The sequence below is a fragment of the Latilactobacillus graminis DSM 20719 genome (assembly GCF_001436415.1).
In the GTDB taxonomy this organism is placed as follows: Bacteria; Bacillota; Bacilli; order Lactobacillales; family Lactobacillaceae; genus Latilactobacillus; species Latilactobacillus graminis.
Genome location: NZ_AYZB01000066.1, coordinates 35,442 through 62,075 on the forward strand (window position 1 = coordinate 35,442; position 26,634 = coordinate 62,075).

The following is a 26,634-nucleotide window of genomic DNA, read 5'->3' on the forward strand; positions in this document are numbered from 1 at the left end:
AAAAGGGTGGCATGAATGAAAACAATCTTAGTGGTAGATGACGAACCAGCAATTTTGACCTTATTACGCTATAACCTTGAGCAGGAACATTTTAAAGTACGGACGGCAACCGATGGAGCCCAAGCAGTGACGATGGTCTTACAACAGCCGTTTGATTTTATTATATTAGATTTGATGCTGCCTAAATTAGACGGCATTGCTGTAACTAAGAAAATCCGGGAGGCAAAATTAAAAACACCAATCATGATTCTAACTGCTAAAGATAGCGAAACTGATAAAATTGTTGGTCTCGAAGTGGGGGCAGACGATTACGTCACCAAACCGTTTAGTCCGCGCGAAATCATTGCCCGTATTCGGGCAATTGAACGGCGGACTGTGCATCCCGTCGGTGAAAGTGAAACGCATCTAGATGAAATCGTACAAGTGGGGGAATTATCGGTCGATGAAGGTGAGGTTGTGGCTAAAAAAGGTACCCGCAAACTGCATTTAACGCCTAAAGAGTTCGAACTATTAGTCTACTTCATGCATCGAATCAATAAAGTTCAAAGCCGTGAGAAATTATTGAATGCGGTTTGGGGCTTTGACTATCCGGCGGAAACACGCATGGTTGATATCCAAGTCAGTCATTTACGGGAAAAGATCGAAACTGATCCCCGTCATCCAAGCTACTTAAAAACGGTGCGCGGCTTTGGCTATCAATTGGAGGATCCCACCCATGACCAAGCATGATCAATTTAGATTTTATAAGTTAGCCACTATTTTAGTGGCTATTTACATTGCTTTAATGATTTTAGTGAACTTAGTCATTGTCCAACAGCAAGCGGCAATGTTAAAAGAACGGGGGGCCGATTATGCATTAATCATTAAGCAACCCCATTTTGATCGACAAAAGTGGTTGCGTCAAAATAAACTCCAGGTTCTAATGCCGCAATCACCGAATAGAACAAAGTTGCAAAAAGCGGTAACCGACATTATTGATCGCAATCATTCGGCGACTAATTTTAGTACACGGCAAACCGTGAATAAGCAGCCATATTTGTTTTATGCGCATCAAACTGACCAGCCTAATTTCGTGTTGGCTGTGCCCCAGCAGCGATTCTGGCATACCTTACCGAAAATTGCACTTTTTGTGACAATTATCTATCTGATGGGAAGTTGTCTTTTTTTGTACGAGTTTTGGCGGCAACGACATCATTTTTTCGATCATTTAAAAGTTTTGGTGGCTAATATCCATCATATTCGCCATAAGGAAGTACCTGAACCGATTATTTTCAAAAAAGACGCATCACTGTATGTATTAGCGCAAGAAATTAATAAATTGAATGGCGATATGCGCTTTATGCGGCAGAAAATCGCTATGCAACAGGGGAGCTTCGATCGTTTAATTGACCATTTACCAGTCGGGGTGATGGTGATTAATGAAAATCGTGAGGTTGTCTTACATAATGAGGCAATGGGGACCTTGTTAGAAACTAAGATTGCAGCTGATAAACACCCATATATTGATGATATTAAAACTTATGAATTAACCCGGATGATTGAACATACCTTTCGATATCGCAAGAGCCATCATCAAGAAATCCAATTAATCCAAAAACAGGAACGGTTCGTTGATGCCAACGTAGTACAGTTAAATACTGTTAAATCAAAATTTCAAGCATTGGTAATTCTGTATGACTTAACAGAAGGACGCCGAGTTGAACGGATGCAATTGGATTTTGTGCGAAATGTGAGTCATGAGTTAAAGACTCCGGTTACCGCAATTACCGGTTTTGCTGAAACATTGTTGGCTGGTGCGGCTGAAGAGCCAGCTACGCAAAAACAATTCTTACAAATCATTTACGATGAAAGTACCCGCTTGACAGCCCTAATTCAAGATATCCTCGCGTTGTCTCATTTGGATCGAAAGGACCAGTCCCAAGACCAGCTAGTTAATGTTTATGAGTTAGTCCAAGCTAATTTAGAACTGATGCAACAAAAAATAAGACAAAAGCAATTACATGTTTCTGTTGATATTTCAAAGACTTTACAAATCAAAATATCAAAAATGAAATTTAATCAAATTTTGAAAAATCTCATTGCAAATGGCATCACATATAATAAATCAAACGGCTCATTAGTGATTACCGCACAGGTTGAAAAAGAGCAAATTAGGATGCATATCGTTGATTCTGGTTTGGGGATTCCGAGTGATTTACAGTCGCGCATTTTCGAACGCTTTTATCGGGTTGACCAAGCACGGGCGACACATAAGAGTGGTACCGGTCTGGGACTAGCAATTGCTAGCGAACTGACAGTTAGTTTAGAAGGAGAATTGACAGTGGATAGTCAATTAGGCGTTGGTAGTGAATTTATTTTAAAACTACCAATTGTCTAATTTACACAAAATTTACATTTGATGGGCTTAGTTTTTACAACCTTTTTTTATAATAGAACCTATGAGGTCTAAATGGAATTTGTGGAGGATTAACATGCGCAAACGTAATGTTATTAGCTTATTAGTCACATTCAGTTTATTACTGTTGGCTGGCTGCCAGTCTAAACAAAACGGTCAGTCGGTAACAGCGGTTGGTTCGTCAGCACTCCAACCTTTAATCGAAGCCTTAGCCGAGCAATACAGCGCTGAACATCGTGGTCAGTTTATCAACGTCCAAGGTGGTGGTTCTGGGACTGGCTTGAGTCAGATCCAATCTGGCGCAGTTCAAATGGGGAATTCTGATTTATTTGCCGAAGAAAAAGCAGGGATTAAAGCAGATGAGTTAGTTGACCATCGAGTCGCTGTGGTCGGGATTACCCCCATTATTAATAAAAAGGTGGGCGTTAAAAATTTGACACTGGGGCAACTTGCCCAAATTTTTAGTGGTGAAATTGATAATTGGCAAGCCGTTGGTGGCCCGGACCAACCAGTCGTGCTAGTTAACCGAGCGCAGGGAAGTGGGACCCGGACTACGTTTGAACAATGGGTCATGAAGTCACGTAAGACGAAACCTGCGCAAGAACAAGATTCAACAGGGATGGTCCGTTCGATTGTTGCTAACACACCAGGGGCCATTAGTTATTTAGCTTTTTCATATGTAGATCATTCAGTGGCGACTGTTAATTTAGACGGGGTAGCACCAACAGATGCAAACGTCATGACCAATGATTGGCCAATTTGGTCATATGAGCATGTGTACACTAAAGGGAAGCCAACTGGGTTAACGAAACGCTTTTTGGCATATGTTTTGTCCGCTGATGTGCAACATCAGCAAGTGGGATCAATGGGTTACATTCCTGTTGCCAAAATGACAGTTGAACGATCAGTAGATGGTCAAATAACAAAGGTTAATTAGGAGGCCAATTATGGATCCAATCAAAGCAAGTTTACTTAAAAAATCACGCGCGGCCAAAAGCGAAACGCGTGGTAAATTAATTAGTTTAGTATGTATTAGTTTAATTGTCTTCATCGTACTGGCAATTTTTTATTTTGTCGCTTCAAGAGGGTTGGCAACTTTTTTCAAAGATAAGGTTAGCATCGGCCGCTTTTTAACCCAGTCTACTTGGAACCCTAGCTTGAAAGATAGCCACGGCCACCCAGAAGTCGGCGCATTACCAATGATTATGGGGTCGTTTGGCGTAACCTTTTTAGCGGCCCTGTTAGCGACGCCGTTTGCCATCGGCGCTGGGATTTTTATGACTGAGATTTCACCTAAGCGGGGTGAAAAATTGCTCCAACCGGTCATGGAATTACTTGTTGGAATTCCTTCTGTGGTTTACGGATTTATTGGATTATCCGTGATTGTTCCAGCTGTCCGACATTTATTTGGTGGTAGTGGCTTTGGAATTCTTGCTGGAACCTGTGTTTTGTTCGTTATGATACTACCAACGGTTACTTCGATGACCGTCGATGCTCTTAAAAGCGTGCCACGACATTATCGTGAGGCATCTTTAGCTTTGGGAGCAACACGTTGGCAGACGACTTGGAAGGTCGTTTTAAAAGCTGCCACACCTGGCATTTTAACTGGGGTGGTCTTTGGGATGGCGCGGGCATTTGGTGAGGCCCTGGCAGTCCAAATGGTTATCGGTAATGCCGCCTTATTACCCCATAACTTAATAACCCCGGCATCAACTTTAACAAGTGTGTTGACGATGGGAATGGGCAACACCGTTATGGGATCTTTAGCCAATAATGCCTTATGGTCGTTGGCATTACTCTTATTACTGATGTCATTACTATTTAACTTATTAGTTCGTTTAATTGGTCGGAAGGGAGCAATGAATCGCTAATGAATGCAAAAAAATGGGATAAAGTTGCTACGGCTGTTTTAACCGGCATCGCGGGATTAATCGTCTTATTACTAGCTTGTTTACTTGGGTATATTTTAGTGCGGGGATTACCGCATGTAACTTGGCAGTTCTTAACGAAACCTGCACAAACCTTTACCAAAGGTGGCGGGATTGGTGTACAGCTTTTCAATTCATTCTACTTATTAATTTTAGCCATGGTGATTTCGATTCCGTTATCGATTGGTGCTGGGATTTATTTAGCAGAATATGCACCTAAAAATTGGGTGACCAATGTTGTTCGGACTGCCATCGAAGTTTTAAGCTCTCTGCCTTCCGTGGTGGTTGGTCTGTTTGGTTTCTTAGTTTTTGTGATTCAGTTTAAGCTGGGCTTTTCAATCTTAGCTGGTGCTTTAGTTTTGACAGTCTTTAACCTACCTTTATTGACCCGTAACGTTGAAGATGCCTTGAAATCAATTCATTTTACACAACGTGAAGCTGGCTTAGCACTTGGTTTGTCACGTTATGAAACAGTTAAACATGTTGTGATTCCCGAAGCGCTTCCCAATATTATTACCGGAATGATATTAGGGGCCGGGCGAGTCTTTGGAGAAGCCGCTGCGTTGATTTATACCGCTGGTCAGAGTGCACCTTCACTTGATTTTACCAACTGGAACCCAATGTATATTGCAAGTCCGCTGAATCCCATGCGACCGGCTGAAACTTTAGCAGTGCATATTTGGAAAATTAATTCAGAAGGTATTATGCCAGATGCCACAGCGGTTTCAGCAGGGGCTTCAGCAGTTTTAATTATTGCCGTCTTGCTATTTAATTGGCTAGCGCGGGTAATTGGCAAGCGGGTCTACCGTAAAATGACAGCAGCATAGGAGAAAATAATGGCAGATTATGATTTAACGCAAACACACATTATACATTTAGATGAACCAAAACATGAAATTGCGTTGTCGACGGAAAAATTAAACGTCTATTACGGTGAAAATCGGGCAATGCATGATGCTTCGTTACAGTTTGAACGTTACCGGATTACCGCGTTAATCGGGGCTTCTGGTTCAGGAAAATCAACTTATTTGCGAAGTTTAAACCGCATGAATGATAATATTGCAAATAGTCGAGTTACTGGCAAAATTATGTACCGTGACTTAAATATCAACAGCGATGAGATTGACGTGTATAAGATGCGTGAACATATTGGCATGGTGTTCCAACGGCCCAACCCGTTTGCTAAATCCATTTATGACAACATCACTTTTGCGTTAAAACGACACGGTCAAAAGGATAAAAAATATCTTGATGAAGTGGTCGAAACATCACTTAAACAAGCGGCGTTATGGGACCAAGTGAAAGATTCACTCGGTAAGAGTGCCTTGGCCTTATCTGGTGGTCAACAACAACGGTTATGTATTGCCCGGGCAATTGCGATGAAACCCGATATTTTATTACTGGACGAACCTGCTTCAGCACTTGATCCCATTTCAACGAATACGGTTGAAGAAACCTTGATTCGCTTAAAAGAAGAATTTACAATTGTGATTGTAACCCATAACATGCAACAAGCAGCGCGGATTAGTGATTATACCGCTTTTTTTCATTCAGGACGCGCACTGGAATTCGATGAAACACGTAAGTTATTCACCCGACCGAAGATTAAAGCGGCCGAAGATTATGTTTCTGGTCACTTTGGCTAGGACGCAAGGAGGTTTGCCCCGTGGCAAATAAGATTATTGAATCCGCAGATGTGCATTTATTCTATGGTAAGAATGAAGCCTTAAAAGGAATAAATATGGATTTTGTTGAAAATGAAATTACGGCGTTGATCGGGCCGTCTGGTTGTGGAAAATCAACCTACTTGCGCTGTTTGAATCGAATGAATGATTTAATCGACTCGGCAAAGGTGACTGGTAAATTCTTATTGAATGGCCAAGATATTTATGCACCTGAAATGGACACTGTTAAGTTACGAAAAGAAGTTGGGATGGTGTTCCAACAACCGAACCCATTTCCTTTTTCAATTTATGATAATGTGATTTATGGTCTGCGCTTATCTGGTATTAAAGATCACCGGGTCTTAGATGAAGCCGTAGAAAGTAGTTTGAAACAAGCGGCCGTTTGGGACGATGTGAAAGATAAGCTACACGAAAGTGCACTGTCACTTTCTGGTGGGCAACAACAACGGGTCTGCATTGCCCGCGTATTGGCCGTTAAACCGCAAGTAATCCTGATGGATGAACCCACCTCGGCTTTAGATCCTATTTCAAGTGCTAAAATTGAAAATATGTTGCTAGAATTGCGTCAACAGTATACCATTATTATGGTGACACATAATATGCATCAAGCTTCGCGTATTTCGGATAAGACAGCATTCTTCTTGCAAGGTGAGTTAATCGAATATGCACCAACAAAGAAGATTTTCTTGAATCCGACTGAAAAAGAAACAGAAGATTATATCAGTGGCCGGTTTGGCTAAGAAAGAAGGGAAAAAATGAGACGACTTTTTGAAGATGAATTAAATGACCTGCATGTGCGTTTCTCTGAGATGGGAATGATGGTCAATGAAGCCATTTATAAATCGGTAAAGGCTTTTATTAATCATGATAAGCAACTTGCACGTGAGGTGATCGCTGACGATCATAAGATTAATGAGCGTGAAACTGATTTGGAAAGTAAAAGTTTTGAATTAATCGCCTTGCAACAACCAGTATCGACAGATTTACGCGTCATTGTGACGATTATGAAAGCTAGTTCTGATTTGGAACGGATGGGGGACCATGCTGTTTCAATTGCCAAATCAACAATTCGGGTGAAGGGCAATACCCGCGTGCCAGATATCGAAAAGGATATCGCGGATATGGCAGATAAGGTTAAACAAATGGTCGAAGAGGTACTAGATGCCTACGTCAAAGAAGACCGTAAAAAGGCGCTGGCAATTGCTAGCGAAGATGCAGCCATTAACGCTTACTCTGAGAACATTTATGACGATTGCATTAAAGAAATGCAACGTGATTCGGAAACGGTGATTGGTAGTATGGACTATATGTTAGTTGCCAGTTATCTCGAACGAATTGGCGATTACGTGATGAACATCTGTGAATGGATTGTTTATCTTAGAACTGGTAAGGTCGTTGAATTAAATTCGAACGCTCAAGAAGATAAATTTTAAATTAAAATCAAAAAGCGATGGCAAGGTCGACTTGAACGTCGCTTTTTTAGTGGGGAGCATAATGATGCAAAAACAAATTTACTTAGCTGGTGGGTGGTTTACACCCAAACAAGCCGCATTAGTGAAGCGGGCAGTAACCGCCTTACAAAAAAATCCAACAATTGGTTATATTCATAGTCCACAAGAACATCAATACAAAGGGGTCACAGAAGGCCATGATCCAGAAGGCCTGTTTGGTGGCTATGAATGGGCTAATCAAACGTATCAAAATGACATTACTGCTATGGATTTAGCGGATATGGCAGTTGTATTGTGGGATATGACTGATGAAGATACCGGGACGGCCTTTGAAATAGGTTATTTGAATGCTATTCATAAGCCAATTGTCTTTGTGTGTGAAGACGATTTACAAATTAATCCAATCAATTTAATGCTAGCCAAGGGCATTACACAATGTTTAACAAGTGTAGATGAATTGGCCATGTTCGATTTTCAATTTGTTGCAGGAGAACCTTATCCAGGTCTGATTGTTTAATCCTTAAAGCTAAAATCGCCAACGGGGCAGCCAAGTTAATTTGGTTGTCCCGTTTTTGGTCTCACTCTTGGTACCTAAATAAAAATCAACCTTTGGACCTATGACAAGCTACATAAAAATCGGCATAATAGAGTCATAGTCAAATGCACCAGTACAACGAATACCTAATGGAGGTCAAAACAATGAATGAACGTCAACGAATTTTAGACTTGGTGAACCAAGGCATTTTAACTTCAGAAGAAGCATTGGTCCTACTAGAAAATTTAGCCAAAGATGATCAAGATGTAAAACCAGTGGCCACTGAAGCGACGACTGATCAGACTGAACAACAAACGGCTGATAAAAGTGCTATGGAAGAAAAAGCCCATGCGTTGACTGTCAACCTATCTGGAGTTAATCGGCAATTACAAACTTTAAAACAACAAATGCGCGCTGATCAAGAACAAGTAACCGTACTTGATACAATGGAGGATTTGGATAGTTTAACTAGTGAAAAAGCTACTGAACGGCAAACGTTAAAGGCCAGCTTACTGCAAAAGCAAGCTACGGTGGATGAATTAGAAAATAAGCGTCAAACCTTAACTGAAGCATTGAACCAAATTGAAAAAGAGCGCCGTCAATTAACGAAGAACCAATGGTCTGAAAAATTAGGCTTATCAGACGACTGGAAAGAAAATGCTAGTGAAACATTTGATGAACTCAGTGATAAGTTAGGTGAAGCTAGTTCGCACTTTAGTAAATTTGTGAAAAATACTGCCAAGACCGTCATGGATAACGTAGATTGGAAAGAGGTCAACTTCAAGGTACCTGGTTTGGCAACTGAGAAATTCACGCATGATTTTATCTATGCTGATGTCACACCGAACATGCTTAATGTTAAAGTAGCTAACGGTAGTGTCCACTTCCAAATTTGGGATCAACCAGACATCAAAGTCGCTGCTCAAGTGAAATTATATGGTAAAATGACGGAAGAAACACCACTGGCTGCTTTTGAAGCGCGGAGTACAATTGATGTAACTGCAGCTGATTTGGTATTCCAAGTCCCTAATAAGCGGATTCAAGCAGATTTAACCTTTTACTTACCAGCCAATAATTATTCACAAACTAATGTAAAATTATTAAACGGAGATGTTGAATTAGAGGGGTTTACCGGTCATGATATCTACTTGAAGACGACTAACGGTGAGTTGACGTTGCGGAGTACTAACGCCACAATGGTGGAGGCTGAAAATGTTAACGGAGGGATTACTTTTGATCAAGGTCGCTATGCCGATTTGCTCGCAACAACCGTGAATGGCAACCTAGTGATTCAGGCTCAAGCGTTAAATTCAAGCGTTTCAACGGTTAATGGTGACATTAAACATACTTTAATGTCGACTGACTTACACCATTTAAAGGCCAAATCAGTTAATGGGACGATTAAGGCAGCATTAGCACAAGATTTGGCCATGACAGTTGATGCCCGCACACGTTTTGGGATGATTAAAAATCGGCTTGCTGACACGCAAACTATCGAACAACGTCAAAGTACGGGTAATCAAATGTTACAACTCAGCCGCAATGATAATGAACAGGCAGCTCGTTTAACATTAAGTACAACAACTGGTAATATTTTATTAAAAGATAACGATAACTAAAAATTTAAGGAATGGTAGGTTTTAACAATGGGGAAAAGACTATATAAATCGACAAATAACCGGATGATTTCAGGTGTTATGGGTGGAATTGCTGAGTATTTCAATATTGATCCAACTCTTGTACGAATCTTGTACGTAGTGTTCTCAACATTTTCAGCAGCATTTCCTGGAATTGTGGTGTATATCATTTTAGCGATGGTAATACCAGAACGGCCACGACAATCAAAACATGATTCTGAGAGTGAATGGAGTGAATTTTAATGCCCTTTTTAATAATTTTATTGGTCATTATCGCTGTTGTGGCAGCAGTCGGTGTGTTTAGTCTCTTAATTGGTTCGTTACTATTACTATTGAAATTTGCACTACCACTGCTCATGTTGGGAGTACTGATTAGTATCATCTATCGGGCAATTACGGGGCCTAAAAAACAAACGCAACATGCTTATTCAAATCCTACGTCAGGTAGTCATCAACGAAAAGAAGCCCGTGACGTCAAGGTTGATGACGATGACTGGAGTGATTTTTAATGCGCTATTGGGTACGGGTATTTGTGGATACACTGTTATTCATCGCGATTTCCGGGTTATTACCGAACTTATTTTATGTTGAAAACATTTGGATCGCATTGGTGGCCAGCATTGTACTTTCTGTTTTGAATGTCTTAATCAAGCCCCTATTGAGCTTACTGTCATTTCCGATTACTTTTTTAACGTTTGGTTTATTCAGTGTTGTGATTAACGGTATTATGCTCGAATTGACCGCCGTCTTTGTTGGAGCTGATTTTAGTTTCACAAGTTTCGGGGCAGCAGTGATAGTGGCAATTATCTTATCAATTGCAAATACAATTATCACTAACCAGTTCGTTAAAGAACGATATTAATTATTAGTCTAGCAGCACTGTTGTCAATTATGATTGGCGACAGTGCTGGTTTTTTATGATCAATGAAAGAAAACGCCTACATTTAAGTTGAAAAATTGGCTTAAAAGCAATATGATAGAGGATATAAGTGAAAATGAAGGACGGGTAACCATGGCTGATAGTGTTTCAATTCAAAAACTAGTCACTGATTTAAAATTACAAGTATATGCAGGACAAGCATATTTAAAAAACAAAGTAGTGACGGTGAGTGATATTTCACGTCCGGGGCTCGAGTTAACAGGTTATTTTAACTACTATCCTTACGAGCGCGTCCAGTTGTTTGGCCGGACAGAAGTCTCATTTACGCAGAATATGATGCCGGAAGAACGCTTGATGATCATGCGCCGCATGGCTTCTGAAGATACCCCGTGTTTTCTTGTGTCACGGCAATTAGAGCCACCGATGGAAATGCTCAAAGCTGCTGAAGAGGCGGGGATTCCAGTGCTGGGATCAAATTTGTCGACAACGCGGTTATCGAGTCTGGTGACGGATTATTTGGAAGGCCAGTTAGCTGAACGACGGTCAATGCACGGCGTTTTAGTTGATATTTATGGTTTGGGCGTTTTAATTACTGGGGATTCTGGCGTTGGGAAAAGCGAAACCGCATTAGAATTGGTTAAACGGGGGCATCGCTTAATTGCAGACGATCGTGTTGATGTTTATCAACAAGATGAACAAACGGTCGTTGGTGAAGCACCTGCAATTTTACGACATTTACTTGAAATTCGGGGAATTGGCATTATCGATGTGATGAATCTTTTTGGCGCTGGCGCCGTTCGGGCTGAAACTTCAATTTCTTTGATTGTCCACTTACAAAATTGGTCGCAAGACAAGCAATATGATCGTTTAGGATCCGATACTGAAGCGCAAATGATTTTCGACGTACCAGTTCCGAAAATGACGGTTCCCGTTAAAGTCGGGCGTAATTTGGCGATTATCATCGAAGTCGCTGCTATGAACTTCCGGGCAAAATCGATGGGCTATGATGCAACTAAGACCTTCGAAGCTAATTTGGGTAAGTTAATTGAATCCAATTCTGACGAAGAGGAATCAGAAAAAATCTAAAAAGTTCGTTAATATGGTAGGTCTAATGATTAGTTTGAGCTATACTGTTAGAAAGACAGTTGTGCAAGCTAGTCTTTTTTTAATGGATAGTGAGGAGCGAATAATTTGAATTTACTATTAGGCACCCTAGATCCAATCGCACTTCGATTCGGTGGTCTGGAGATTCACTGGTATGGCGTCATTATTGCCACTGGCGTCGTATTAGCCGTCGCTTTATCTCTGCGAGAGGCTAAACGACGTCATGTTAGTGAAGATGATATTTTAAATTTAATTTTATGGGCATTACCATTTGCCTTGATTGGTGCGCGGCTATACTATGTGATTTTTGAATGGTCGTACTATCAGGCAAATCCTGGTGAGATCATTAAGATTTGGCATGGCGGGATTGCGATTTACGGTGGATTGATTGCCGCTGCAATAGTCTTTATCATTTATTGCTACCGTCACGCATTATCAGCATGGTTAGTACTCGATATTGCTGCGCCAACTGTGATGCTTGCCCAAGCAATTGGCCGTTGGGGTAATTTTATGAACCAAGAGGCATATGGGGCACCCACCACCTTACATTTTTTGCAGTCCCTACACTTACCGAATTGGGTGATTCAACAAATGTTAATTGATGGGGCTTATCGGCAACCGACTTTCTTATATGAGTCTGCTTGGAATGTTTTAGGTTTCATAATTATTATGAGTATTCGTCACCGGACTGGGTGGTTTAAACAGGGCGAAATTCTATTTAGTTATTTAATTTGGTATGCGTTTGGTCGCTTTTTCATTGAAGGAATGCGTACAGACAGTTTATTCATTGGACCATTGCGAGTTTCACAAATTGTGTCGCTTGTCTTGTTCTGCGGTGCAATTGGTCTATGGATATGGCGCCGCAAACACAGTCAGCTACCAGATTACTTAGCTGGTAATCAAACATCATAAAATCAGTAAAGATATCCCTTTAGTGGATATTGGGTGAAAAGGAGAATTTGTAGATGTCAGTTAAAATTGCAGTTTTAGGGGCCGGTTCATGGGGCACAATCTTGGCCAATTTATTGGTTGAGAATGGTCATCAGGTTGAACTGTGGGGTAATGATCCTCAAAAAGTTACTGAAATCAATGAACGCCATACGAATACACATTATTTACCAGAATTTAGAATCGCACCAAAATTACACGCAACGGTTGATTTAGATGAAGCCATTAATCAAGTTGACGTCATCTTGTTTGTCATCCCAACACAAGCAATTCGGAGTGTCGCTGAGCAGATCGTACCAGTGATGGTTGCTAAAAAAGTGAAACCCGTTATTGTGACAGCTTCAAAAGGGCTCGAACAAGGTACCCATAAACGAATTTCGGAAGTCTTAGTTGAAACCATTCCAGAAGCCAGTCGTAACGGCATCGTTGTCTTATCGGGCCCCAGTCACGCTGAAGATGTTGCTCAAAAAGATATTACGACGTTAACCGCCGCATCGAGTGATTTGATTCAAGCGCAATGGATTCAAGAAATTTTCATGAATAATTATTTTCGACTATATACTAACCCAGACGTGATTGGTGTCGAGATGGGGGCTGCTTTAAAAAACGTGATTGCATTAGGTGCGGGGGCCCTGAATGGCCTTGGCTACGGTGATAATACGAAGGCCGCATTAATGACGCGTGGATTGGCAGAAATTTCTCGTTTAGGGGTTGCGATGGGCGCGAATCCATTGACCTTTATTGGTCTGTCTGGAGTTGGTGATTTAATCGTTACCGGCACCAGTGTCCATTCTAGAAACTGGCGTGCTGGTAATGCATTAGGCCAAGGCCAAAAATTAGCTGACGTTCTTAAAAATATGGGCATGGTGGTCGAGGGGGTAGCTACTTGCAAGGCAGCCTATGAATTGGCCCAACAGCGGTCAGTAGATATGCCAATTACACGCGCAATTTATAATGTGTTGTATAAAGATTGTGATATTAAAGCTGAAATTGCTGATTTAATGCATCGTTCCGGGAAACCAGAAATCGATTTTGAAGAAGTCTAAAAATCTTTAACTAATAAAGCGGCATCATTACTAATCAGTATCGCACCTACCAACAGAGTGTGTTATGATAATAACGTTGAGAAAAAGACTAAAGGAGAACCGATTACTTTATGGGCGATTTGGTATCTGTAAGACCAACTTGTGAGTTTTATTTTGACAGAGGGATGCAGGCATTTGAACGGTTCCAATATGCGCGCGCGTTGACGTGTTTGCAACGGGCAAAGTCGTTAGCTAGGACTAAAGATGATTACATCTTTGTGGTATGCCAATTGGCGATTTGTTTAGAGTCAGTTGGTGACTATCATGGCGCGACTGCTGTTTTGGAAGAAATTCCAACGGCTAACTATCAGAGCCATCCTGAATTACAATATTTTTTAGCAACGGCGTATGCTTTTTTAAATCGGACCCAGGCAAGCTATGAACTGGCGACTGCTTATTTAAAAAGTGACGATTCAGATTTTGATATCGAAGCCACTGAATTATTACAAGAATTAAAACAAACAAGTCCATCAAACTGACAAACAGTTTGATAGACTTTTTTTTACATAACGGGTAAGATACATTCTATGGACAATGAGCACTTTTTAAAAGTAAGGGGATAATAGACATGACTAAAAGTTATGATGTAATTGTGATCGGTGCAGGACCTGGTGGAATGACGGCTGCGTTATACGCCTCTCGTGCAAATCTATCGGTATTAATGTTAGACCGTGGTATTTATGGAGGTCAAATGAATAATACAGCAGAAGTCGAAAATTATCCCGGTTTTAAATCAATCCTTGGTCCTGAACTTGGTGAAAAAATGTATGCTAGTGCGACACAATTTGGCGCAGAGTATGGCTATGGAACCGTGAATGATATTGAAGATCGTGGTGCGATAAAGATTGTGCATACCGATGAAGGTGATTTCGAGGCTCGTTCAATTATTATTGCAACTGGTTCAGAGCATAAGAAAATTGGAGTTCCGGGTGAAGATGAATTTAGCGGCCGGGGTGTTTCATACTGTGCTGTCTGTGATGGGGCTTTCTTTAAAAACAAAGCAGTAGTTGTGATTGGTGGCGGTGATTCAGCAATTGAAGAGGGGCTTTATTTGACGCAATTAGCAAGTAAAGTGACAGTCATTCATCGCCGTGATACGCTACGGGCCCAAAAAATATTGCAAGATCGGGCTTTTGCCAGTGATAAGATGGACTTCATCTGGAATGCACAAGTGACAACCATTGAAGGCGATGATAAAAAAGTGACTGGCGTTTCATATATCGATAAAGTAACTGGAAAAGCACAAGTGGTTCCGGCAAGTGGGGTCTTCATTTATGTCGGGATTGATCCAATGACGAGTGCTTTTAAAAATCTTGGGATACTAAACGATGTTGGTTGGATTAAAACAGATGATCACATGGCAACCAGCATTCCTGGGATTTTTGCAATCGGTGATGTTCGCGAAAAAGACCTTCGTCAAATTACAACCGCAGTTGGTGATGGCGGTATTGCTGGTCAAGAAGTTTTTAAATATTTACAAAATATATAATGATATTGGTAAATGGGACTACAGGTAGCCCCTAATATTAGATAAAAAGCTTAATCAATATTTGACTTATGGTCGACTAACTTTGTTGTGTTAGTCGGCCTTTTTTGTGGGGCAATGTAAATTATTGTTAGCCGTACGGTGATGCTGAATAAGACGGACTTTAGGAAAGCGGTTGATTATGCTATACTTAGAACTAGTTTTTAGACTAAAATGTGGGGGTTACACAATGAGCTGGCAAGATAATTATGCAATTTGGAATAATCAAACAGAAATGGATGTACCTTTAAAAAAAACACTGCGCGAAATGGCTAACGACCACGCTGCGCTTGAAAAAGCGTTTAGTACACCAATGGAATTTGGTACAGCAGGGATGCGAGGCCTTTTAGGTCCTGGGATTAACTGTATGAACATCTATACGGTGCGTCAAGCAACAGAAGGACTGGCCCAATTTATGGAAACCTTACCAGCAGCAACGAAACAACGCGGTGTGGCCATCAGTTTTGATTCACGCTATCAATCTGAAACGTTTGCCCATGAAGCAGCCCGTGTTTTGGGTCAACATCAAATTCCTTCATTTGTATTCGATGCTTTGCGACCAACACCAGAATTATCGTTTACGGTACGGCACTTACAGGCTTATGCCGGTATTATGATCACGGCTAGCCACAATCCGAAACAATATAATGGTTACAAGATCTATGGGGAAGATGGTGCTCAAATGCCACCTAAGGAATCCGATTTAATTACTAGCTATATTCGGAAAGTGACTGACTTATTTGCCATTGAAGTAGCTGATGAAAGTACACTACGCGAAACGGGCTTGATGACTTTAATTGGTGAGAACGTAGATCAAGCTTATTTAGCAGAAGTTAAGCAAGTAACAATTAACCAAGAATTAGTTGATACAGTCGGGAAGACAATGTCGTTGATTTATACACCGCTGCATGGAACGGGAAAGGTGTTAGGTGAACGGGCATTACGTCAAGCTGGATTTGAGCAATTCACGACGGTAGCCGAACAAGCAATTGCTGACCCTGAATTTACAACCACACCATTTCCAAATCCTGAATTTCCACAAACTTTTGATATGGCAATTGAACTTGGAAAAGCACAAAAAGCTGATTTATTGATTGCGACTGATCCAGATGCCGATCGGTTAGGTGCAGCGGTTCGGCAACCAGATGGTAGTTATCAGTTGATGACGGGAAATCAGATCGCATCTGTTTTACTCCGGTATATTTTACAAGCAAGTAAAGATGCTGGGACATTACCAGCCAACGCAGCTGCGGTGAAGTCAATCGTTTCAACTGAATTAGCAACTAAAATTGCGGCTAGTTACCATGTTAAAATGATTAATGTCTTAACGGGGTTTAAGTTCATTGCTGAACAGATTCAACATTTTGAAGATACGGACCAGAATACATTTATGTTTGGCTTTGAAGAAAGCTATGGCTACTTAGTCAAACCTTTTGCACGTGATAAAGATGCGATTCAAACGTTAGTCTTATTGGCCGAGGTAGCGGCTTATTATAAATCAAATGGGAAGACTTTGTATGACGGGATTCAAGAATTATATGCTGAATATGGCTATTTCGCTGAACAAACAACGGCGGTAGATTTCGAAGGTGTGAACGGACCGCAGGAAATGGCCGATTTGATGATAAAATGTCGTCAAGAACGTCCAACTGAATTTTCAGGAATTAGGGTTGTTTCAGCTGAAGATTTCCAAACACAAGTGCAAACCTTTGTAGATGGTCATACAGAAGCAATTAAGCTACCAACATCAAACGTTTTGAAATATCACTTAGAGGACGGAACGTGGATTGCAATTCGCCCTAGTGGAACTGAACCAAAAGTGAAATTCTATGTTGGTACATCAGCAGATGATGCAGCAACTGCAAATTTGAAGTTAGCTAACTTCGAAAAGGCCATTCATGCGTTAGTAAAATAAACAATGTTTTTATTTTACATTTGAGGATAACTTACCTATAATGAGGAACAGCAAATAGACGGACTACAATGTGAGTCGGTCTATTTTTGTAAGAAAAGGGAGGCTATTTGGAATGGGTATGCATCAATATTTGCAAGGTTTAAATAATTTGGAGACACTAAATCGGGCACCGGGTTTGTTTAAATATCAGGAGCACTCTGTTGCGGCGCACTCTTTCAAAGTAGCAGAGATTGCTCAATTACTAGGCGATATTGAAGAAGAAAACGGGCAAACAATTGACTGGCAAGGATTGTATGAACGTGCCCTCAACCATGATTATACGGAACGTTTTATCGGTGATATTAAGACACCAGTGAAATATGCAACGCATGAATTACGGACGATGTTAGCTAGTGTCGAAAGTTCACTGACGGCCAATTTTATTAAAAATGAAATCCCAACTTTTTTACAAGAACGATACCAGCGTCGATTGAGTGAGGGAAAAGATGAGACATTAGAAGGTAAACTATTAGCTGTGGCAGACAAGATTGATTTATTATACGAATCATTTGGTGAAATTGAAAAAGGTAATCCAGAGAATGCCTTTTTGGAAATTTTCGCAGAAAGCTTGAAAACTATTATGCGCTACCAAGAATTGGCCTGTGCGCGGTATTTTATCCAAGAAATCTTACCTGATTTACTTAGTGAGGACTTTGCTGATCGAGGAAAGTTGACCCAATTAGTACGTCAAACGCTGTCGGAATAATCAAAAACACGACTGTGGCGAAAATATGTTCGGTGTGGTAAAATAGTGAATGACTTAAAGGACAGTGAACATTATTCTTTATAAAATGGATAAGTAGACGTTATGGTGGAAGGCAACTTCTACCCGGCGTCTTCTTTTATCGCAAGTAAATGGCAATGGAGGCCTTTGATGATTGAACGACAGAATGACAACCAATTTGATTTAGTGGCACCGTATGCACCAGCTGGAGACCAACCAGCAGCAATTGAGACGTTGACGAAGAATTTTGAAGCTGGTGCGAAGGCCCAGGTCTTGATGGGTGCAACCGGGACTGGGAAGACCTTCACGATGTCCAACGTTATCAAGAATTTAAATAAACCAACTTTAATCATTTCGCATAATAAAACTTTAGCAGGCCAACTCTATGCTGAATTCAAACAATTTTTCCCCAATAATGCAGTCGAATATTTTGTCAGTTACTATGATTATTACCAACCAGAAGCTTATGTGCCTTCAAGTGATACCTATATTGAAAAGGACTCGAGTATTAATGACGAGATTGATAAATTACGGCATTCAGCGACGAGTGCGCTGTTAGAGCGCAATGATGTGATTGTTGTCGCTTCCGTTTCTTGTATCTTTGGTTTGGGTGACCCCCAAGAATATCAAGATCACGTCCTTTCGTTACGTCCAGGAATGACGATTGAGCGTAATGACTTATTAAGACAACTGGTTGATATTCAATTTGAACGCAACGACATTGATTTTCAACGGGGGCGTTTCCGGGTTCGTGGCGATGTAGTCGAGATTTTTCCGGCTTCACGTGACGATCATGCGTTGCGAGTTGAATTTTTTGGTGATGAAATTGACCGGATTGTTGAAGTGGATGCCTTAACTGGTGAAGTGATTGGTGAACGCGAACATGTTGCAATTTTCCCTGCCACCCATTTCATGACAAGTGAAGAAAAGATGGCCAAAGCCATCAAGAGTATTAAGGCTGAATTAGCGGAGCGTTTAGCCGAACTGAAAGCCGATGGTAAATTATTAGAGGCACAACGGCTAGAACAACGAACAAACTATGATCTTGAAATGATGGAAGAAATGGGCTATTGCTCTGGGATTGAGAATTATTCACGCCACATGGAAGATCGCGCTGCTGGTGAACCGCCGTATACTTTGCTTGATTTCTTTCCCAAAGACGCAATTATGATGATTGATGAATCGCATGTAACGATGCCGCAGATTCGTGGGATGTATAATGGTGATCGTGCTCGGAAACAAATGTTGATTGATTACGGATTTCGATTGCCAAGTGCCTTAGATAACCGACCGTTAACGTTACCGGAATTTGAGCAACATGTGAATAAAATTATGTATGTTTCTGCGACTCCAGGACCGTACGAAGCTGATCAAACTGATTTACAAGTTGATCAGATTATTCGGCCAACCGGCTTACTAGATCCGAATATCGAAGTCCGACCGATTATGGGGCAGATCGATGACTTAGTTGGTGAAATTAACGACCGAATCGAAAAGAATGAGCGCGTCTTTATCACCACATTAACTAAGAAGATGGCAGAAGATTTAACTGATTATCTAAAGGAGTTGGGGATTAAAGTCCGCTACCTGCACAGTGATATCAAAACACTAGAACGTTCTGAGATTATTCGCGATTTAAGGCTCGGTAGGTTTGATGTTTTAATTGGAATTAACTTGTTACGGGAAGGGATTGATGTTCCCGAAGTTTCGTTAGTTGCGATTTTAGATGCTGATAAAGAAGGCTTCTTACGTAGTGAACGTTCACTAATTCAAACAATTGGGCGTGCGTCGCGGAATCAAAACGGCCAAGTCCTATTATATGCCGATAAGATTACCGATTCGATGCGGAATGCAATGGATGAAACCAAGCGACGCCGATCGATTCAAGAAGCTTATAATACCGAACATAGTATCACGCCCAAGACGATTATTAAGCCAGTACGTGATGCGATTTCAGTCGTCCAATCGGTGGAACATCCTGAAGAAATTAAGATGTCCAATGAAATCGACTTTGATAATATGTCTAAGGCTGAAAAGCTTGAAATGGTGGAACGCTTGTCTGAACAGATGCGGACGGCAGCCAAAAAATTGGATTTTGAACAGGCTGCAACATTACGGGATACTATTCTAGAGATTAAGAGTGAAATTGATTAAAAGAGGTAAAATATGGCAAATGACAAGATCGTAATTCATGGCGCACGTGCGCATAATTTGAAGAATATTGACGTCACAATTCCTCGAGACAAACTAGTGGTTGTGACCGGTTTATCAGGTTCTGGGAAAAGTTCGTTAGCATTTGACACGCTATACGCGGAAGGCCAACGTCGTTACGTTGAGAGCCTGTCTGCCTATGCGCGACAATTTTTGGGACAGATGGATAAACCAGATGTTGATTCAATTGATGGTTTAAGTCCGGCGATTTCGATTGACCAGAAAACAACATCTAAAAATCCGCGTTCAACTGTTGGGACGGTTACGGAAATTAATGATTATCTGCGTTTGTTGTGGGCCCGCGTTGGGCATCCAATTTGTCCCAATGATGGAACTGAAATCAGCAGTCAATCTGTCGAACAAATGGTTAATCGAGTACTCGCATTACCAGAAAAGACTAAGCTACAGGTTATGTCACCGATTATTCGTGGCAAAAAAGGTCAACATAAAAAAACATTGGCAAAGATTCAACGCGAGGGGTATGTCCGTGTTCAAGTTGATGGTGAAATTATGGATGTGAGTGCTGATATTGAATTAGATAAGAATAAAAAACATGATATTAATATTGTTGTGGATCGGATTGTCGTTAAAGATGGCGTGCGTTCACGATTATTTGATTCATTTGAAGCTGCACTTCGTTTATCAGATGGTTATGCAACAGCTGATGTGATTGGAGGCGAACAACTCCTTTTCTCAGAACATTATGCTTGTCCAATCTGTGGATTTACCGTTGGCGTATTAGAACCGCGGCTATTTTCCTTTAACGCGCCATTTGGGGCATGTCCAGATTGTGATGGACTCGGTGTTAAGTTAGAAGTTGATATGGATCTTGTAGTTCCAGATACTAGCAAGACGTTACGCGAAGGGGCCTTGGCACCGTGGAACCCAATTAGTTCACAATACTATCCTCAAATGCTTGAACAAGCTTGCAAGACATTTAAAATTGACATGGATCGGCCGTTCAGTAAATTAACACCGCGGCAAAAAGATATTATTTTAAATGGGTCACAAGGTAAGAACTTCCACTTCCATTATGAGAATGATTTCGGTGGTGTGCGGGATGTTGATGTACCTTTTGAAGGGGTGTTAACCAACGTTGATCGGCGTTATCGTGAGACAAATAGTGACTTCACGCGGACGCAAATGCGGACTTACATGACGGAGTTAACCTGTCAAACGTGTCATGGAGCGCGGTTAAACCGCCAAGCTTTGGCGGTTAAGGTGGGCGGCCAAGATATTGCGGCTGTTTCGGATAATGCAATCAAAGAAGCGTTACCATTTTTCGAACAACTTGAACTTTCTGAAAAAGATAGTGTAATTGCTAAACCAATCTTGAAGGAAGTCCATGATCGACTAACGTTCCTGATTAACGTCGGGTTGGAGTATCTAACACTCAGTCGTTCGGCTGGTACATTGTCTGGTGGGGAAGCTCAGCGGATTCGATTGGCTACACAGATTGGTTCGAATTTATCAGGGGTACTCTATATTCTAGATGAACCATCAATTGGTTTGCATCAACGCGATAATGATCGCCTAATTGGTTCATTAAAGAAAATGCGCGATTTAGGAAATACGTTAATCGTCGTTGAGCATGATGAAGATACGATGCGAGCAGCTGATTATTTAATCGATATCGGGCCTGGTGCTGGTGAGCTTGGTGGCGAAGTGATGGCCGCTGGTACGCCAGATGAGGTGGAACATAATCCACAATCATTAACCGGACGCTATCTAGCTGGTTCAGAGTATATTCCGGTCCCCCTTGAACGCCGTAAGGGAAACGGGAAGAAAATCCGGGTGATCGGTGCGGCCGAGAATAACCTGAAGGATCTAACCGTTGATTTCCCATTAGGTGAATTTGTGGCGGTCACTGGCGTTTCTGGTTCTGGGAAATCTACTTTAGTCAACACCATCTTAAAAAAGGCATTGGCTCAAAAGATGAATCGCAATTCGGCAAAGCCCGGGCAATATAAAACGATTACTGGTTATCAGAACTTGGAAAAATTAATTAATATCGATCAGAGCCCGATTGGCCGTACACCACGGAGTAATCCGGCAACCTATACTGGTGTTTTTGATAATATTCGTGATTTATTCGCCCAAACGAACGAAGCAAAACTACGTGGGTATAAAAAAGGTCGGTTTAGTTTTAACGTTAAAGGTGGCCGGTGTGAAGCCTGCAAAGGTGACGGGATTATCAAGATCGAAATGAACTTCTTACCAGATGTGTACGTTCCTTGTGAAGTCTGTCATGGTAGTCGGTATAATTCGGAAACGTTAGAGGTCATTTATAAAGGTAAAAATATTGCTGAAATTTTAGACATGACCGTCGCCGAGGCAACCGTCTTTTTTGCTAATATTCCTAAGATTGCCCGAAAATTACAAACAATTGTCGATGTTGGACTAGGCTACGTAACTTTGGGCCAGTCAGCGACTACTTTATCAGGTGGGGAAGCGCAACGGATGAAGTTGGCGTCTGAATTACAAAAGCAATCAACGGGTAAGAATCTTTATATCCTTGATGAACCAACGACTGGTTTGCATACTGATGATATTAAACGTTTATTAGGCGTTTTGGAGCGACTGGTTGAAGAAGGCAATACGATTTTAGTAATTGAACATAATTTGGATGTCATTAAGACAGCTGATTACATTATTGACTTGGGACCAGAAGGCGGCGATAAAGGTGGTACAATTGTTGCCACTGGTACACCAGAAGAGATTGCTAACGTTAGTGATAGTTACACAGGCCAGTATTTAAAAGCGATACTAGAACGTGATACGGCACGCACCATCGCCGCCCAATAAAAATAAAATAATGCAGGTCCACTTCAAGCAACGAATCGGATCTGCATTATTTTATTGGCAATTTAGTTGTGGATTGGGATCAAAAAAAGTATGATAAGGGTATCAACATTAAGAGGTGATGGGCATGTTTAGAAAAAATGAATGGCATTTTGATTGGTCTGAATTAATGACCGGTGTGATTTTCTTAATTGTAGCGTATTGCTTATTCAAACAACCAGGTAAGACATTATCTGGATTAGTGATTGTAATCGCGATTGCAGCAATTATTCGGGGGATCTCCAAAATTAGTGCTTATAGTCGTCTTCGCCAAGAAACAGGTATGCGAGCCACATTGATGCTTGTAGATGCAATTGTAGATGTAATTTTGGGAATTTTATTCATCTTGAATGTTCCGGCGGGGGTTGCAGCTTTAGGTTATATCTTTGCTTTTTGGTTCTTGTTTGATTCAATTATTGCACTACTGAATGTTAGTCATCTTAAGCAGTTTAATACCGGATTGTATATTCTTTCGATGATTTTAAATATTTTGGGCGTGATCGTCGGCCTATTGTTACTAATGGCGCCAGTAGTTGCTGCCGTGACAATTGCGACATTAGTCGGTTTTTACTTTGCTTTCTTTGGTATTAATGCTATTATTATTGCGTTTGCAAGACGATTATAGAAAATAACAATGACACGAAACATTCAATTGGTTTCGTGTTTTTTTATGTTAACAAGCTATAAAATGGTGAAATGGATGGTTAAAGACAATCAGCTAGTAAACTAAGTGGGAGCTTTCAATGACACACCAGGAATGTTACAATAGAAGAAGTGTAATTTAAGGAGTGGTCTAATGACGGATACATTAAACTTAGTCGTAATTACAGGGATGAGTGGTGCCGGTAAAACGGTTGCCATGCAAAGCTTTGAAGATTTAGGGTACTTTTGCGTTGATAACATGCCGCCAACGTTATTGCCTAAATTTTGGGAATTAGTTAAGGAGTCTGGCAAAGTGACTAAGATTGCATTGGTCATTGATTTGCGGTCGCGTGCCTTTTACGATGAAATTATTGAAATGCTAGCTAGCCTTGATAATACACAGTTTGTTACGACAAAGATTCTCTTTTTGGATGCCTCGGATGAAGAATTAGTTTCTCGCTATAAGGAAACTCGGCGTTCACACCCACTAGCGATGGAAGGGCGTTTGATGGATGGTATTCAAAAAGAACGGCGTCTATTAACTGAAATGCGTAATCGCGCACAGATGGTGGTCGATACATCGACGCTGTCGCCACGGCAATTACGTGAAAAAATTTTCCATGTTTTCAAGACAACCGTTAATCCATCATTTCATATTGAAGTGATGTCATTTGGGTTTAAATATGGTTTACCGATTGATGCTGATATTGTCATGGATGTTCGTTTTTTGCCCAATCCGTATTATGTACCAGAATTTAAGGAACTTAATGGTTTGGATCAACCAGTTCGTGATTATGTAATGGCTCAGCCAGCCACTGAGCAGTTTTATGGTCAATTTAATGGATTATTAAAAAATATCATGCCAGGCTATCTGAAAGAGGGGAAAACGAGTGTGACAATCGCGATTGGCTGCACCGGTGGACAACATCGCTCGGTAGCGCTCGCTCAACGATTAGCTGACGATTTATCGATGGATTATCCGGTCGACGTGACCCACCGGGACATGAAAAAGCGTAAAGCGACGGTTAATCGATCATGACAGCGACTAACCGGATTATTCGGGTCATCAAAGGTCGCCGACCAAAAGTGGTTGTAATTGGTGGCGGGACTGGGTTACCGGTAATTCTCAAGAGCTTGCGCGAACAAAATGCAGATGCCACGGCAATTGTCACGGTTGCCGATGATGGTGGTTCATCCGGTGTGATTCGCGATTACATTAATGTTGTTCCACCCGGTGATATCCGTAATGTACTAGTTGCTTTGTCAGATTTGCCACAATTGACACTTGATATTTTTCAATACCGTTTTAAGTCGCATGATGCTTTTTTCTCCGGACATGCGATTGGTAATTTGATTATTGCTGCTCTGTCTGAGATGGAGTCGGGGATATTTGATGCAGTACAACGCTTATCTGAGATGATGGCAGTCGATGGACATATTTACCCAGCAGCCAATGTCGCCTTATCTTTAAATGCTGAATTTAAAGATGGGACGCAGCTGACAGGCGAATCGGAGATTAGTGCAGCGCGTAAGAAAATTAAGCGGGTCTGGGTATCAAAGACTGACCGTAGCGATCCAACGGCACCAGAAGCTGTCCAACAAGTGATAGAGGCAATTATGGATGCGGATGTGGTGGTATTAGGTCCAGGGAGTTTATTTACCAGTATTTTACCAAACTTAATGATTGAAAATCTGGGCGCAGCCGTTAAACAAACCAAAGCAGAAGTAATTTATATTTGTAATATTATGACGCAAAAAGGTGAAACCGAACACTTTAGTGATGCTGACCATGTCCGTGTGTTGAACGATCATCTAGGGCAGAACTTCGTTGATACGGTTTTGGTCAACACAGAGCGGGTCCCTGATAATTATTTGGATCACCAGAAATACGATGAAATTCTCTGGCCAGTTGAACATGATTTTGATGGCTTGCGGGCCTTGGGATGTCGGGTTATTTCTGATAATTTTTTACAATTAAAAGATCATGGTGTATTTCATAATGGTCAAAAAGTGGCAAGTGAAATTATGAATCTTGCCTTTCAGGTCAATACAGCTAAGCGAGGTGAATAAAGGTGGCTTCATATGCAAGTGAAGTGAAGAAAGAATTGACACAACTTGAAGTGCATCCTGAACACGCTCGGGCGGAATTGGCCGCCTTAATTCGGATGAATGGTTCACTGAGTCTGATGAATCATCAGTTTGTTTTAAATGTTCAAACTGAGAATCCGGCGATTGCTCGCCGGATTTATAGTTTATTGAAACAAAATTATCAAGTTGAATCTGAATTACTAGTGCGTCGCAAAATGAAGTTAAAAAAGAATAATCAATACATTGTGCGACTAAAATATGATACGAATTTGGTGCTAAAAGATCTGAATATTGTTGAAGAAGACGGCTTTACCATTCATACACAGGTATCAGAAGATGTGATTAATGAAGACCAGCGAGTCCGTTCTTACTTACGTGGGGCCTTTCTAGCTGGCGGATCAGTCAATAATCCAGAGACTAGTCGCTACCACTTGGAAATCTATTCGTTATACGAAGAGCATAATCAAAATATTGCCCAAATGATGAATCGTTTTGGGTTAAATGCCAAGATGACATTTCGACGTAGCGGTTATATCACATATCTAAAAGAGGCTGAAAAAATTGCCGATTTTCTGCAAGTAATTGGTGCAACCAATGCGATGTTAAAATTTGAAGATATTCGGATTGTCCGTGATATGCGCAATTCGGTTAATCGGTTAGTAAATTGTGAGACCGCGAATATGAATAAAACGATTGATGCTGCCACTAAACAAATTGAAAATATTAAGTATTTAAGAGATACTATTGGTCTAGATAATTTACCCGATAAATTACGTGAAATCGCACTATTACGGTTGGAATTTCCCGATATCACTTTAAAAGAGCTCGGGGAGAAAATGCCAAGTGGTGCCATTTCAAAATCTGGGATTAATCATCGGCTTAGAAAATTAAATCAGCTTGCAGAAGCCCAGCGAAACGGAAATAAATAATAAATTAAGTAAATAAATAGCGCACAATATTTGACACGTACAATATAATCGAGTACAATTAGTGAAAGACAC

General features: G+C 40.9%; 26 protein-coding genes. All 26 read left to right on the forward strand.

Annotation, left to right across the window (positions count from 1 at the left end; genetic code table 11):
- Window positions 1-15 precede the first annotated feature (15 nt).
- Window positions 16-729, forward strand: coding sequence for a response regulator transcription factor (locus FC90_RS08710; RefSeq protein WP_057908851.1), 714 nt, complete (start codon window positions 16-18; stop codon window positions 727-729).
- Window positions 716-2,377 carry a two-component system histidine kinase PnpS gene (pnpS, locus tag FC90_RS08715; protein ID WP_057908852.1) on the forward strand — a complete coding sequence of 554 codons (1,662 nt, stop codon included), beginning with the start codon at window positions 716-718 and terminating at the stop codon, window positions 2,375-2,377. The genes FC90_RS08710 and pnpS overlap by 14 nt, the downstream gene beginning before the upstream one ends.
- Window positions 2,378-2,471: 94 nt before the next feature.
- Complete coding sequence (locus FC90_RS08720) at window positions 2,472-3,332, forward strand: phosphate ABC transporter substrate-binding protein PstS family protein (protein WP_057908853.1); 861 nt, start codon at window positions 2,472-2,474, stop codon at window positions 3,330-3,332.
- Between the two features lie 10 nt (window positions 3,333-3,342).
- Entirely contained in the window at window positions 3,343-4,266 is a 924-nt protein-coding gene (pstC, locus tag FC90_RS08725) for a phosphate ABC transporter permease subunit PstC (protein ID WP_057908854.1), read from the forward strand.
- Window positions 4,266-5,150 carry a phosphate ABC transporter permease PstA gene (gene pstA, locus FC90_RS08730; protein ID WP_057908855.1) on the forward strand — a complete coding sequence of 295 codons (885 nt, stop codon included), beginning with the start codon at window positions 4,266-4,268 and terminating at the stop codon, window positions 5,148-5,150. Before pstC ends, pstA begins: the two co-directional genes overlap by 1 nt.
- A 9-nt stretch (window positions 5,151-5,159) precedes the next feature.
- On the forward strand, window positions 5,160-5,969 hold the full coding sequence (gene pstB / locus FC90_RS08735; protein ID WP_057908856.1) for a phosphate ABC transporter ATP-binding protein PstB: 810 nt from the start codon (window positions 5,160-5,162) through the stop codon (window positions 5,967-5,969).
- Window positions 5,970-5,989: 20 nt separating this feature from the next.
- A complete protein-coding gene (pstB, locus tag FC90_RS08740) occupies window positions 5,990-6,748 on the forward strand; it encodes a phosphate ABC transporter ATP-binding protein PstB (protein WP_057908857.1) in 759 nt (252 codons plus the stop codon).
- Between the two features lie 15 nt (window positions 6,749-6,763).
- Window positions 6,764-7,441, forward strand: a complete 678-nt coding sequence (gene phoU / locus FC90_RS08745) for a phosphate signaling complex protein PhoU (RefSeq protein WP_057908858.1) — start codon at window positions 6,764-6,766, stop codon at window positions 7,439-7,441.
- 64 nt (window positions 7,442-7,505) lie between these two features.
- Window positions 7,506-7,976 (forward strand): nucleoside 2-deoxyribosyltransferase, encoded by a 471-nt coding sequence (locus FC90_RS08750; RefSeq protein ID WP_057908859.1) that lies wholly within the window; start codon window positions 7,506-7,508, stop codon window positions 7,974-7,976.
- Window positions 7,977-8,158: 182 nt separating this feature from the next.
- Window positions 8,159-9,613, forward strand: coding sequence for a daptomycin-sensing surface protein LiaX (liaX, locus tag FC90_RS08755; protein WP_057908860.1), 1,455 nt, complete (start codon window positions 8,159-8,161; stop codon window positions 9,611-9,613).
- A gap of 27 nt (window positions 9,614-9,640) precedes the next feature.
- A complete protein-coding gene (locus FC90_RS08760) occupies window positions 9,641-9,874 on the forward strand; it encodes a PspC domain-containing protein (protein WP_057908861.1) in 234 nt (77 codons plus the stop codon).
- A complete protein-coding gene (locus FC90_RS08765) occupies window positions 9,874-10,140 on the forward strand; it encodes a hypothetical protein (protein WP_057908862.1) in 267 nt (88 codons plus the stop codon). The genes FC90_RS08760 and FC90_RS08765 overlap by 1 nt, the downstream gene beginning before the upstream one ends.
- Window positions 10,140-10,493, forward strand: coding sequence for a phage holin family protein (locus FC90_RS08770; protein WP_057908863.1), 354 nt, complete (start codon window positions 10,140-10,142; stop codon window positions 10,491-10,493). Before FC90_RS08765 ends, FC90_RS08770 begins: the two co-directional genes overlap by 1 nt.
- Before the next feature lie 150 nt (window positions 10,494-10,643).
- Complete coding sequence (hprK, locus tag FC90_RS08775) at window positions 10,644-11,597, forward strand: HPr(Ser) kinase/phosphatase (protein ID WP_057908864.1); 954 nt, start codon at window positions 10,644-10,646, stop codon at window positions 11,595-11,597.
- A 105-nt stretch (window positions 11,598-11,702) separates the two neighbouring features.
- On the forward strand, window positions 11,703-12,527 hold the full coding sequence (gene lgt, locus FC90_RS08780; protein WP_057908865.1) for a prolipoprotein diacylglyceryl transferase: 825 nt from the start codon (window positions 11,703-11,705) through the stop codon (window positions 12,525-12,527).
- Between the two features lie 53 nt (window positions 12,528-12,580).
- Window positions 12,581-13,609 carry an NAD(P)H-dependent glycerol-3-phosphate dehydrogenase gene (locus tag FC90_RS08785; protein ID WP_057908866.1) on the forward strand — a complete coding sequence of 343 codons (1,029 nt, stop codon included), beginning with the start codon at window positions 12,581-12,583 and terminating at the stop codon, window positions 13,607-13,609.
- 110 nt (window positions 13,610-13,719) lie between these two features.
- Window positions 13,720-14,127, forward strand: a complete 408-nt coding sequence (locus tag FC90_RS08790; RefSeq protein WP_235804329.1) for a tetratricopeptide repeat protein — start codon at window positions 13,720-13,722, stop codon at window positions 14,125-14,127.
- Window positions 14,128-14,216: 89 nt separating this feature from the next.
- On the forward strand, window positions 14,217-15,137 hold the full coding sequence (trxB, locus tag FC90_RS08795; protein WP_057908867.1) for a thioredoxin-disulfide reductase: 921 nt from the start codon (window positions 14,217-14,219) through the stop codon (window positions 15,135-15,137).
- Window positions 15,138-15,363: 226 nt separating this feature from the next.
- Window positions 15,364-17,088, forward strand: a complete 1,725-nt coding sequence (locus FC90_RS08800) for a phospho-sugar mutase (RefSeq protein ID WP_057908868.1) — start codon at window positions 15,364-15,366, stop codon at window positions 17,086-17,088.
- A 112-nt stretch (window positions 17,089-17,200) separates the two neighbouring features.
- A complete protein-coding gene (locus FC90_RS08805) occupies window positions 17,201-17,833 on the forward strand; it encodes a YfbR-like 5'-deoxynucleotidase (RefSeq protein ID WP_057908869.1) in 633 nt (210 codons plus the stop codon).
- Between the two features lie 168 nt (window positions 17,834-18,001).
- A complete protein-coding gene (gene uvrB / locus FC90_RS08810; protein WP_057908870.1) occupies window positions 18,002-20,005 on the forward strand; it encodes an excinuclease ABC subunit UvrB in 2,004 nt (667 codons plus the stop codon).
- A gap of 12 nt (window positions 20,006-20,017) precedes the next feature.
- Window positions 20,018-22,867, forward strand: a complete 2,850-nt coding sequence (gene uvrA, locus FC90_RS08815) for an excinuclease ABC subunit UvrA (protein ID WP_057908871.1) — start codon at window positions 20,018-20,020, stop codon at window positions 22,865-22,867.
- A gap of 124 nt (window positions 22,868-22,991) precedes the next feature.
- A complete protein-coding gene (locus tag FC90_RS08820; protein WP_057908872.1) occupies window positions 22,992-23,528 on the forward strand; it encodes an HdeD family acid-resistance protein in 537 nt (178 codons plus the stop codon).
- Between the two features lie 171 nt (window positions 23,529-23,699).
- Window positions 23,700-24,584 carry an RNase adapter RapZ gene (rapZ, locus tag FC90_RS08825; RefSeq protein ID WP_057908873.1) on the forward strand — a complete coding sequence of 295 codons (885 nt, stop codon included), beginning with the start codon at window positions 23,700-23,702 and terminating at the stop codon, window positions 24,582-24,584.
- Window positions 24,581-25,615: a gluconeogenesis factor YvcK family protein gene (locus tag FC90_RS08830; protein WP_057908874.1), complete on the forward strand. Its 1,035-nt coding sequence runs from the start codon at window positions 24,581-24,583 to the stop codon at window positions 25,613-25,615. Before rapZ ends, FC90_RS08830 begins: the two co-directional genes overlap by 4 nt.
- A gap of 2 nt (window positions 25,616-25,617) precedes the next feature.
- Window positions 25,618-26,562: a DNA-binding protein WhiA gene (gene whiA / locus FC90_RS08835; RefSeq protein ID WP_057908875.1), complete on the forward strand. Its 945-nt coding sequence runs from the start codon at window positions 25,618-25,620 to the stop codon at window positions 26,560-26,562.
- Window positions 26,563-26,634: the final 72 nt, after the last annotated feature.